Source organism: Azospirillum sp. TSH100 (assembly GCF_004923295.1).
Lineage (GTDB): Bacteria > Pseudomonadota > Alphaproteobacteria > Azospirillales > Azospirillaceae > Azospirillum.
Map to the genome: position 1 here is coordinate 209698 of NZ_CP039637.1, position 11890 is coordinate 221587.

Genomic DNA, 11890 nt, shown 5'->3' on the forward strand with positions numbered 1-11890 from the left:
TGAAGCCGCGAGCATAGAGCACGCATTTTTGCAAGTCGCATTGCTTGTTTGCCAAGTACTTTTGCGTTTTTGCAAATGCTGATGCTATCCTGCCCGGTATGGATGACTGGAATGATCACCGGATCGTGCTCGCCGTCGTACGGGCGGGCGGCCTGAAGGGGGCGGCCGGAATATTGGGTGTAGACCACTCCACCGTGTTCCGGCGCCTGACCGCGCTTGAAGGCCGGATCGGTCTGCCGCTTTTCGAGCGTGGCCCGGGCGGCGCCTATGTGCCGACCGAGGCGGGCGCACGGGCCGCCGCTGTCGCGGAGCGTATGGAGGACGAGGCGCTTGGCCTTGCGCGCGACTTGGCGGGGCTGGACCGCCGGCTCTCGGGCCGGCTGCGGGTCACCTGCTCAGAAACGCTTGCCTTCCGCCTGCTGACGCCCTGGATCAGCCGGTTCCGCGCCCGGCATCCCGGCATCGTCATCGAACTTGCCGTGGACAGCCGGCTGCTGGACCTGTCGCGGCGCGAGGCGGACGTGGCGCTGCGCGTCGCCCGTCCGCAAGAGAACGACCTGTGGGGCCGCAAGCTCGCCGACGTTGCCTGGGCAGCCTATGGCGGCGCCGAGTACCTTGCCGCCGCGCCGCCGTTGACCGGGCCGGCGGACCTCGCCTCGCACCCGCTCATCGGCTGGGAGGAGGGGACAGTGGGCGTGAACGCTGCGCGCTGGTTGGCCGAAATGGCGCCTGCGGCGGCGGTGGTCTACCGCACCGGCAGTTTGGTGAACCAGATGGTCGCGGCGCGGTCAGGCGTCGGGCTTGCGCTGCTGCCCTGTTATCTGGGTGACCCGGAGCCCGGGCTGGTGCGGGCCCTCCCGGATCCGATCGCCGATCTGTCGCGCGAACTCTGGATCGTCACGCACCGGGACCTGCGGAACACGGCGCGCGTCCGCGCCTTCTTCGATACAGTCGCCGACGGCGTGCAGGCGGACCGGGCGCTCGTCGAAGGCCGGGCCTCTCCCTCCGGGTCGACCCCCACCGGCTCCGGCGGAGCGGTGGGAGAGGCTCCATGGACCGGCTCCTCGACCGAGGGCCGGTCCTGACCGGTCAGCCGCGTCCCAACTCCCCGTCGACCCTGCGCCACAGCGCGAGCGGATTGCCGTCGCGCAGGGCTTCCGGCAGCAGCTCTGCGGGGATGTCCTGATAGCAGACCGGGCGGAGGAAGCGGCGGATCGCCAGCGTGCCGACCGAGGTGCTGCGCGGGTCCGACGTCGCCGGGAACGGACCGCCATGCACCATCGCGTGGCAGACCTCGACCCCCGTCGGCCAGCCATTCGCCAGGATGCGGCCGGCCTTGCGCTCCAGCGTCGGGATCAGACCCGCCACCGCCGCCTTGTCCTCGGCATCCATCTGCACCGTCGCCGTCAGCTGTCCTTCCAGACGCTCGGCAACCGCCGTCATCGCCGCCACGTCCGGGCAGCGGATCAGCAGCGACGCGGCGCCGAACACCTCCTCCTGCAACTCCGTATCAGCCAGGAAGGCCTCAGCCGTCGTGGTGAAGAAGGCCGCCTGCGCCTGGTTCGGCCCGCTGCAGGCCAGACCGCGGGCCAGCGTCTCCACCGCAGCGCTGTCGGCCAGCTTCGCCACGCCGCTGTCGAAGGCGGCATGGATGCCCGGCGTCAGCATGGTCGAGGCGGCGCTGCCACCCAGAGCCTCCACCGCCGCCGCGACGAAGCGGTCGAGGTCCGGACCCTCCACCGCCAGCAGGATGCCGGGGTTGGTGCAGAATTGGCCGGCGCCCATGGTCAGCGAGGCGACGAAGGCCTTGCCCAGCGCCTCGGCGCGCGACGCCAGCGCCGCCGGCATCAGGAAGACCGGGTTGATGCTGCTCATCTCGGCATAGACCGGGATCGGCTCCGGCCGCTTGGCCGCCACCCCCATCAGCGCCACCCCGCCGCCGCGCGAGCCGGTGAAGCCGACCGCCTTGATGCGCGGATCGGCGACCAGCGCGGTGCCGATGTCCCGGCCATTGCCGAACAGCAGCGAGAAGACGCCTTCGGGCAGGCCGCAGGAGGCGACCGCCGCCTGGACGGCGCGGCCGACCAGTTCCGAGGTGCCGGGGTGGGCGCCATGGCCCTTGACCACCACCGGGCAGCCGGCGGCGAAGGCCGACGCGGTGTCGCCGCCCGCCACCGAGAAGGCCAGCGGGAAGTTCGACGCGCCGAACACCGCGACCGGTCCCAGCGGGATGTGGCGCTGACGCAGGTCGGCGCGCGGCAGCGGCGCGCGCGCCGGCATGGCGGGATCGATGCGGGCCTCGAGCCAGCTGCCCTCGCGCACGACCTGGGCGAACAGGCGGAGCTGGCCGACGGTGCGGCCGCGCTCGCCCTCCAGACGGGCGCGCGGCAGGCCGGTCTCGGCCATGGCGCGGGTGATGAGGTCGTCGCCGATGTCGAGGATGTTCTGGGCGACCGTCTCCAGGAAGGCGGCGCGTTGCTCCAGGCCGGTTTCGCGGAAGGCGTCGAAGGCGGCCCAGGCCAGCGCGCAGGCACGCTCGACCTCGGCGGCACCGCCGCCGCCGAACACGGGCTCCAGCGCCTCGCCCGTGGCGGGGTCAAAGCCGCGGAACTCGCTCTGGCTGCCGCGATGCGCCTGGGCGCCGATCAGCATCTCGCCGGTGATGGTCATGTACGGTGTCTCCTTGAAGGGCGGGGGCGCCGGGAGAGGGGCGCCCACAGACAACAACGGCCGGTGATTTGTTTGCGAGGCGATCTATCACGCCATCAGTCATCATACAAGTGGGTGGCCAAATGGGTGCCTGAAAGGGCAGCGACAATAGCGCCTGTTCGGGCTGGCCTCTCCCGACCACCTCCGCTTGCTTGTCTATTGTCGTATAGGTTTTGTGGGTGTTAACTCTGGGGATGGAGTGGTGACGGGCGGTCCGTCCCGGAGCCTTGGTTGGGTGAGGATGGTGATGACAGCGCGCAGGCGCCGGGATCCGTTGGCGAAGCAATTGGTGGATGCCCTGGCCGAACGGATTTCCGGCGGGCAATACAAGAGTGGCGACCGGCTTCCCAGCGAACAAGACCTGATCGACGAATTCGGTGTCAGCCGCACCGTGGTGCGCGAGGCGATTGCCAATCTGAAGGCGGTCGGCATGGTCTCCACCCGGCAGGGGCTGGGGGCTTTCGTCCTGCGTGACGCTGCGATCCTGCCCTTCCGTATCGAGGAATCGACGCTGGAGGCGGTGAACGAGGCGATTTCGGTGCTGGAAGTCCGCATCAGCCTGGAATCGGAAGCGGCCTATCTTGCCGCCATCCGCCGCGACGACAGCCATCTGGTCCGCATGCGCGAGGCGCTGGACACCATGACCGCTGCGGTGGAGGCGGGCGAGGATTCCATCGACGCCGATCTGGCCTTTCACAGCGCCATTGCGGCCGCGACCGGAAACAAGCATTTCCTGGCGCTGTTCTCCTATCTCGGATCGCTGCTGATCCCGCGCGCCCGCGTGCGCTACGGTCATCTGGAGGGCGATTCCCGCCGCCAGTATCTGCGGCGGATCAACGACGAGCACCAGACCATCTATTCCGCCATTGAGCGCCAGGATCCGGAGGGAGCCCGGGCCGCCATCCGCCTGCACCTGAACGGCAGCCGCGACCGCCTGCGCGCTGGCGGCGACTTCAAGGCGACCGCCGCGACCGGCTGATAGTCTCACTTCAATCCTGCCATCCGCTGCCAAAGGGACGCCGCCGCACCGCCGGTCGCGTCCCTCTTTTTTGCTTTACCGGGCCGGCCTTCGCCGCCCGCCGATTGATGGGAAGGCGGATTGCCTCCAAGCTCATCAAACCACTTGTATGATGACTGATATGATGGTAGTCGTTCTGTCATCGGACGCCGCCGGTGTCGAACGGATCGCCGCAGGACCGGCCCGCAACACCGGCTCAAACCACCATTGGCCCGCAGCGTCGCCCCTGCGGGCCTGCACGGATATTTTCTCCACCGTTTTCCAAGGATGCCCCCGATGGAACCGCAAGCCCTGAAGGCCGTCGTCAGTGAAGGTCTTTTGTCGTTCCCGCTGACCGATTTCACCGCCGACGGCACCTTCGAGCCGGGCGGCTATGCCCGCCGCCTGGAATGGCTGAAGCCCTATGGCGCGTCGGCCCTGTTTGCCGCCGGCGGCACCGGCGAGTTGTTCTCCCTGACGCCCGACGAGCACAAGAGCATCGTCTCGCTGGCCGTCGAGGTCTGCGGCAAGGAGGTGCCGATCATCGCCGGCGTCGGCTATTCCACCCGGATCGCGGTCGAAATGGCGCAGGCCGCAGAGAAGGCCGGGGCCGCCGGCATCCTGGTGCTGCCGCACTACCTGACCGAAGCCGATCAGGACGGGGTCGCCGCCCATGTCGAGGCGATCTGCAAGTCGGTCGGCATCGGTGTCATCATCTACAACCGCGCCACCTGCAAGCTGGGCGCCGACCGCCTCGCCCGCCTCGCCGAGCGTTGCCCCAACCTGATCGGCTTCAAGGACGGCTTGGGCGACATCGAGCTGATGACGACGATCCGCCGCAAGATGGGCGATCGCTTCAGCTATCTGGGCGGCCTGCCGACCGCCGAGGTCTATGCCGCCGCCTATCGCGCCATCGGCGTGCCGGTCTATTCGTCGGCCGTCTTCAACTTCATCCCGCGCACGGCGATGGAGTTCTATCGCGCGGTTGCGTCCGGCGACACCGCCACCACCGACCGGCTGCTCGACCAGTTCTTCCTGCCCTATCTGGCGATCCGCAACCGCAAGGCCGGCTATGCCGTCAGCATCGTCAAGGCGGGCGCCGCCATCGTCGGCCGTTCCGCCGGTCCGGTGCGCGCGCCGCTGACCGACTGCACGCCGGCCGAGGTCGAGGATCTGCGCGCCCTGATCGACGCGCTGGGCCCGCAGTAACTCTCCGCAACCCACGGCAACGAACCATCGCCGGACGGGCAGGTGCCGGGCTTCAGTTCCCGACGCCGGACACAAGGTGCAGCCAGGACGCCGGATCCGCCAACAGGGTCCGCGAACGGACTGCCGCGCCTGCCCGCCCTCATGCCTTGAGGGAGGAAATCTCATGACGATCGAGAGCGCCGCCGCCAACACCGAGCGCGCCGCCTATTCCACCGCCGCCGCCCAACCCGCCGCCAAGCAGACGAAAGTCCGCTATCTCATCCTGGCGATGCTGTTCCTGGTCACGGTCATCAATTACGCCGACCGCGCCACGCTGTCGATCACCGGCCCGGTGATCTCGAAGGAGCTGGGGATCAGCGCCGCCGAGATGGGCTTCATCTTCTCCGCCTTCGGCTGGGCCTATGTGCTCGGACAGCTGCCGGGAGGCTGGCTGCTCGACCGCTACGGGTCGAAGATCGTCTACGGGCTGAGCATCTTCACCTGGTCGGTCTTCACGCTGATGCAGGGCTCCATCGGCTTCTTCGTCGGTGGCACCGCGGTGATGGTGCTGTTCGCCCTGCGCTTTGCCGTCGGCTTCGCCGAGGCGCCGTCCTTCCCCGGCAACAGCCGTGTCGTCGCGGCCTGGTTCCCCGGACAGGAGCGGGCCACCGCGTCGGCCATCTTCAACTCCGCCCAATATTTTGCGACCGTGATCTTCGCGCCGCTGATGGGCTGGCTGACCCATTCCTTCGGCTGGCACTGGGTGTTCGGCGTCATGGGCGGGCTCGGCATCATCATGGCCGGCGTGTGGATGAAGACGGTCTATGCCCCCAAGGACCACCCGCGCATCAATCAGGCCGAACTGGACCACATCGCGGCCGGCGGCGGTCTGATCAACATGGACGACGGCCGGAAGGCGGCGGCCGCCACCGAGAGCGGGGCGAAGTGGGACTACATCCGCCAGCTTTTCGCCAGCCGCATGATGGTCGGTATCTTCGTCGGCCAGTTCTGCATCAACGCCATCACCTATTTCTTCATCACCTGGTTCCCGGTCTATCTGGTCCAGGCCCGTGGCATGTCGATCCTCAACGCCGGCTTCATCGCTTCCATCCCGGCGATCTGCGGTTTCATCGGCGGCATCCTGGGCGGCGTGATGTCGGACGCCATGCTGCGCCGGGGCTACTCCCTGACCGCAGCGCGCAAGACGCCGATCGTGCTGGGCATGCTGATGTCGATGGCGATGATCGCCTGCAACTACACCGATCTCCAGTGGGTCGTGGTGTCGCTGATGGCGCTGGCCTTCTTCGGCAAGGGCATTGGCGCGCTGGGCTGGGCCGTGATGTCGGACTGCGCGCCGAAGGAGATCACCGGCCTCAGCGGCGGCGTGTTCAACATGTGCGGCAACATCTCGTCGATCACCACGCCGATCGTCATCGGCTACATCATCCAGACCACCGGTTCCTTCAACGGAGCGCTGGTGTTCGTCGGCGCCAACGCCCTGATCGCGGCGGTCAGCTATCTCGTCATCGTCGGCGAGATCAAGCGGATGGAACTGAAGAAGTAACGGCCCGTGGGGGCGGGGCTCCCGTCCCCCCTTTCCAAGTCCACGTCGAACGGTTCGGCAAAGGGTCTTCCCCATGTATATCGGCGAACAGCTCATCAACCCCACCGACAAGCGCCTGCGCCTGTCCGCCCAGCTCGGCGCCAAAGGCATCGTCATCGACAGCCGGCCGAACGCGCCGGTGATGGCCGACGACAATGTCGAGGCCGGCCTGTGGGACGGTCGCAAGGTCGCCGCCCAGCGCAAGTGGGTGGAGAGCCATGGCCTGACGCTGGACTGTCTGGCGCTGGACGTCGGCTCGATCCTGCTCGACAGCCTGCGGGCGCCGGAGAAGGCGGCGGTGGCGGCGGAGCGGCTGCGCCACAACATCCGCGCTGCGGCGGACGGCGGTGTCGACACGGTGAAATACACGGTCGCCATGGTTGGCATCACCCGCACCGGCGTGGTCGACGGCCGCGGTGGCATGAAGTGCAGCACCTTCCGCGCCGACGAATACAAGGCGGAGAACGACGCCCGCTTCTCCTACTGGGGCACCGTGTTGCCGGAGGACGAGACCGGCACCAAGCCTTCCCCTGTGGCGGCACGTGGTGCGCCGGAGACCTGCGGTCAGGTGATGGCGAGCGAGGCCGGTGGCGTCAGCGAGGCCGACGGCTGGCGCGCCATCGAATATCTGGTCGAGGCGATCCTGCCGACCGCCGAGAAGGCCGGCGTCAAGCTGGCCTGCCATCCGCACGACCCGGCCTATCCGCCGGGCGGGCTGAACGGCGTCCATCATGTGCTGGGCTCGCTCGACGGATTGCGGCGCTTCGTCGCTCTGGCGCCGGAGAGCAAGTCGCTCGGTTTCAACTTCTGCCAGGGCACCATCGCCGAGATGTCGCGCACCCCGACCGAGACGGTCTTGGAAGCGATCCGCGAGTTCGGCCCGCAGAACCGCATCTTCATGGTCCATTTCCGCAACATCAAGGGCGGTTACCTCGACTTCCGCGAGGCGATGCCGGATGAGGGGTCGGTCGACATGGCCGCCTGCATCCGCGCCTATCGCGAGGTCGGATACCAGGGCATCCTCTGCCCCGACCATGTTCCCTTCTCGGAGGTCGATCCCGACCGCGAGCGTTTCTTCGCCTTCGCGCTCGGTTATACCCAGGCGCTGCTCCAAGCCGCCTGATACGTATTTTCCCGCATTCCCGTTGTCGAGACCCCGCATCATGGCCACTCAGATGTCCTCGCCCAAAGTCACCGAACTGCTGGTCGTGCCGGTCGCCGGCCAGGACAGCATGCTGCTCAACCTGTCGGGCGCCCATGCCCCCTATTTCACCCGCAACGTGGTGATCCTGAAGGACAGCGCCGGCCACACCGGCGTCGGCGAGGTTCCCGGCGGCGAGAAGATCCGCCAGACGCTGGAGGACGCCCGCGCCCTGGTCGTCGGCCAGCCGATCGGCGCCTTCAACAACATCCTGAATGCGGCCCGCCGCGCGTTCGCCGACCGCGATTCCGGTGGTCGCGGCTTGCAGACCTTCGACCTGCGCATCGCCATCCATGCGGTGACGGCTTTGGAGGCGGCGCTGCTCGACCTGCTGGGCCAGTTCCTGGAGGTGCCGGTTGCGGCCCTGCTGGGCGAGGGGCAGCAGCGCGACGCGGTGGAGATGCTGGGCTACCTGTTCTATGTCGGCGACCGCAACAAGACCGATCTGGCCTACCGCAGCGAAGCGGATGCCAAGGACGACTGGTTCCGCCTGCGCAACGAGGTGGCGCTGACGCCCGACGCGGTGGTCCGGCTGGCCGAGGCCGCCCATGACCGTTACGGCTTCAACGACTTCAAGCTGAAGGGCGGCGTGCTGCGCGGCGAGGAGGAAATCGAGGCGGTGACGGCGCTGGCGAAGCGCTTCCCCCAGGCCCGCGTCACGCTCGATCCGAATGGCGCGTGGTCGCTGGAGGAGGCGATCCGGCTTTGCAAGGGCAAGGGTGACGTCCTCGCCTATGCCGAGGATCCCTGCGGCGCCGAGCAGGGCTATTCCGGGCGTGAGGTGATGGCGGAGTTCCGCCGTGCCACCGGCCTGCCGACCGCCACCAACATGATCGCCACCGACTGGCGCCAGATGGGACATGCCATCCAGCTTCAGTCGGTCGACATCCCGCTGGCCGACCCGCATTTCTGGACCATGCAGGGCAGCGTCCGCGTCGCCCAGATGTGCCACGAGTGGGGCCTGACCTGGGGCTCGCACTCCAACAACCATTTCGACATCTCGCTGGCGATGTTCACCCATGTCGCCGCCGCTGCTCCCGGCCACATCACCGCCATCGACACCCACTGGATTTGGCAGGACGGTCAGCGCCTGACCAAGGAACCCTTCCGGATCGAGGGCGGGCTGGTCGCGGTGCCGCAGAAGCCGGGGCTGGGCGTGGAGATCGATATGGACGAGCTGGCGAAGGCGCACGACCTCTATAAGCGGCACGGCCTGGGCGCCCGCGACGACGCCATGGCGATGCAGTACCTCATCCCCGGCTGGACTTTCGACAACAAGCGGCCGTGTCTGGTGCGGTGAGGTTGTGAGTTTTCGGCTGGGCATAATCCCCTCTCCCCCCTGGGGAGAGGGTTAGGGTGAGGGGGTCGCGTGGCGACCCTCATCAAGAATCCACGCGATGCATCCCCCTCGCCCCGACCCTCTCCCCGGGGGGAGAGGGGGATATCCCGACACAGTCAGGGCAAGCCATGACCCAGAAGCCTCTCTACATCCTGGTCCATCCCGACGACAACGTTGCCATCGTGGTGAACTCCGGCGGGCTGCCGCCGGGGACGGAGTTCGAGTGCGGGCTGGTCCTGACCGAATTCGTGCCGCAGGGTCACAAGGTGGCGCTGGCCGATCTGGAGGAAGGAGCGTCGATCGTCCGCTACGGCCAAGTGATCGGCACCGCCGCCCGCCCGGTCCGCCGCGGAGCCTGGATCGAGGAATCGCTGGTCCGCCTGCCGGAAGCGCCGGAACTCGACACTCTGCCGCTGGCGACCGCCGTGCCGCCCGACGCCCCGGCGCTGGACGGCTATACGTTCGAGGGCTACCGCAATCCGGACGGAACGGTTGGCACCAAGAATGTGCTGGGCATCAGCATCAGCGTGCAGTGCGTCGCCGGGGTGATGGATTTCGCCATCGAGCGGATCAAGAAGGAACTGCTGCCCAAATACCCCAACGTCGATGACGTGGTGGCGCTGAACCACACCTACGGTTGCGGCGTGGCGATCAATGCGCCGGGGGCGGCGGTGCCGATCCGCACCTTGCAGAACCTTGCCCGCAATCCCAACCTGGGCGGGGCCGTGATGGTCGTCGGGTTGGGTTGCGAGAAGCTCCAGCCGGAACGGCTGCTGCCGGCCGGGGTGGAGCCGAGCATCGTCACCTTGCAGGACGAACGCCACCAGGGCTTTGGCGACATGGTCGCTTCCATCCTGGAGATGGCCGACCGCCGGCTGGCGCAGCTGAACGAGCGGCGGCGCGAGACCTGCCCGGCGTCGGATCTCGTCGTCGGGCTGCAATGCGGCGGCAGCGACGCCTTTTCCGGCGTCACCGCCAACCCGGCGGTGGGTTATGCCGCCGACCTGCTGGTGCGGGCCGGGGCCACGGTCATGTTCTCCGAAGTGACGGAGGTGCGTGACGCCATCCATCTGCTCACTCCGCGTGCCATCGACGAGGAGACCGGCCGCGCGCTGATCCGCGAGATGCGGTGGTACGACGATTACCTCCAGGTCGGTTCGGCCGACCGCAGCGCCAACCCGACCCCCGGCAACAAGAAGGGCGGCCTCGCCAACGTGGTGGAGAAGGCGCTCGGCTCCATCGCCAAGTCGGGCACCAGCCCGATCGTCGGCGTGCTGTCGCCGGGCGAGCGGGCGACGCGCAAGGGGCTGCTCTATGCCGCCACTCCGGCCAGCGACTTCATCTGCGGAACGCTGCAACTGGCCTCGGGCTGCAACATCGAGGTCTTCACCACCGGCCGTGGCACGCCCTACGGCCTCGCCATGGCGCCGGTCATCAAGGTGGCGACGCGGACGGAACTGGCGTCGCGCTGGCACGACCTGATCGATGTCGATGCCGGCCGCATCGCCACCGGCGAAGCAACCATCGAGGCGGTGGGCTGGGAACTGTTCCGCCTGATCCTGGAGGTGGCGAGCGGCCATAAGCAGACCTGGGCCGACCATTGGGGCCTGCGCAATGCGCTGACCCTGTTCAACCCGGCGCCGGTCACCTGACCGGCAGCCGGACCCGAAAGCCGCCGCCGCGGAAATGACCGGAGCAACCGGCGCCCGCGGCTGGTGGACATCCACATCAGGGAGGAAAACATGGATCGCCGTTACGGCATCGCCCTGGCGATGCTGCTGTCTTCCGCTGCCTTCGTCGCGGCCGTGCCGGCGCAAGCCGACAGCTTCGCTTACGTTTCCAATGCCGCCAGCAACGACATCAGCGTCTTTCGGCTGGACGGCACGACCGGCACCATGACGCCGATGGGAGCGGTGCCCTTCGTCGGGGTGGACAAGCCCGGCACCTCCACTCCCCTGGCGATCAGCCCGGACCGGCGCTTCCTCTATGCCGGCGTGCGCTCGCAGCCCTATCAGGTGCAGATTTTCGCTATCGACGCGGCGACCGGAAAGCTGAGCCATCTCGGAAGCGGTCCCCTGGCCGACAGCATGCCGTACATCGTCCCCGACCGAAGCGGCAAATACCTGCTCAGCGCGTCTTATGGCGGCGACAAGGTGGCGGTGAATCCGATCGGACCGGACGGCAAGGTGGGACCGCCGCAGCAGGTGGTGGCGACCGGCAAGAACGCCCATTCCATCCAGCTGTCGCCCGATAACCGTTTCGCCTTCGCCACCAACCTGGGCTCCGACAGGCTGGTGCAGTTCCGTTTCGACGCGGCGACCGGAAGCCTGGGCGAGAACGATCCGCCGTCGGTGGTGTTGCCGCCGAAATCCGGACCGCGCCACATCGTTTTCCATCCCGACGCCCGGCACCTCTATCTGGTCGACGAGTTGGACGCCGCCGTTGCGGTGTTCGCTTATGATACCAAGACCGGCACGCTGACGGAAAAACAGCGCCTGCCGTCCCTCCCGGCGGACTTCAAGGGCGAGCCCTGGGGCGCCGACATCCATACGACGCCGGACGGCCGTTTCCTCTACATCTCCGAACGGCGGACCAACACGATCCGCTCCTTCCGCATCGACCGGGAAAGCGGCCTGCTGACGCCGCTCGGCAGCGTGGCGACCGAGGAGCAGCCGCGCGGCTTCAACATCGACCCGACCGGCCGTTTTCTGGCGGCGGTGGGGGAGAAGTCCGACAGCATGACGGTCTACCGCATCGACGGCGGCAGCGGCGTGCTGACCACGCTCGCCCGCTATCCGGCCGGCAAGCAGCCGAACTGGGTGGAGTTCGTCAGCGTGCCGTAAGGCGCCGACA

9 protein-coding genes are annotated in these 11890 nt (G+C 67.8%); 8 read left to right on the top strand and 1 reads right to left on the bottom strand.

Features of this window, described 5'->3' with window-relative positions; all coding sequences use genetic code 11:
* Positions 1-44: 44 nt before the first annotated feature.
* Positions 45-1085, top strand: a complete 1041-nt coding sequence (locus E6C72_RS22590; RefSeq protein WP_247875611.1) for a LysR family transcriptional regulator — start codon at positions 45-47, stop codon at positions 1083-1085.
* 4 nt (positions 1086-1089) lie between these two features.
* On the opposite strand, the gene E6C72_RS22595 is transcribed toward E6C72_RS22590, so the two are convergent.
* Positions 1090-2670: an aldehyde dehydrogenase (NADP(+)) gene (locus E6C72_RS22595; RefSeq protein ID WP_136700832.1), complete on the bottom strand. Its 1581-nt coding sequence runs from the start codon at positions 2668-2670 to the stop codon at positions 1090-1092.
* Between the two features lie 286 nt (positions 2671-2956).
* On the opposite strand from E6C72_RS22595, the gene E6C72_RS22600 reads away from it, so the two are divergent.
* The 7 genes from E6C72_RS22600 (at position 2957) to E6C72_RS22635 (ending at position 11880) form a co-directional block, all read left to right on the top strand.
* Positions 2957-3688 (top strand): FadR/GntR family transcriptional regulator, encoded by a 732-nt coding sequence (locus E6C72_RS22600; RefSeq protein WP_169055276.1) that lies wholly within the window; start codon positions 2957-2959, stop codon positions 3686-3688.
* A gap of 315 nt (positions 3689-4003) precedes the next feature.
* Positions 4004-4915: a 5-dehydro-4-deoxyglucarate dehydratase gene (gene kdgD / locus E6C72_RS22605; protein ID WP_109442719.1), complete on the top strand. Its 912-nt coding sequence runs from the start codon at positions 4004-4006 to the stop codon at positions 4913-4915.
* A 163-nt stretch (positions 4916-5078) separates the two neighbouring features.
* Positions 5079-6458, top strand: coding sequence for an MFS transporter (locus tag E6C72_RS22610; protein ID WP_109442720.1), 1380 nt, complete (start codon positions 5079-5081; stop codon positions 6456-6458).
* 73 nt (positions 6459-6531) lie between these two features.
* Entirely contained in the window at positions 6532-7620 is a 1089-nt protein-coding gene (locus E6C72_RS22615) for a mannonate dehydratase (protein WP_109442721.1), read from the top strand.
* A 40-nt stretch (positions 7621-7660) separates the two neighbouring features.
* A complete protein-coding gene (gudD, locus tag E6C72_RS22620) occupies positions 7661-8998 on the top strand; it encodes a glucarate dehydratase (RefSeq protein ID WP_109442722.1) in 1338 nt (445 codons plus the stop codon).
* A gap of 167 nt (positions 8999-9165) precedes the next feature.
* Entirely contained in the window at positions 9166-10689 is a 1524-nt protein-coding gene (gene garD, locus E6C72_RS22630; RefSeq protein WP_109442723.1) for a galactarate dehydratase, read from the top strand.
* A 90-nt stretch (positions 10690-10779) separates the two neighbouring features.
* A complete protein-coding gene (locus E6C72_RS22635; RefSeq protein WP_109442740.1) occupies positions 10780-11880 on the top strand; it encodes a lactonase family protein in 1101 nt (366 codons plus the stop codon).
* The last annotated feature ends 10 nt before the right edge of the window (positions 11881-11890 follow it).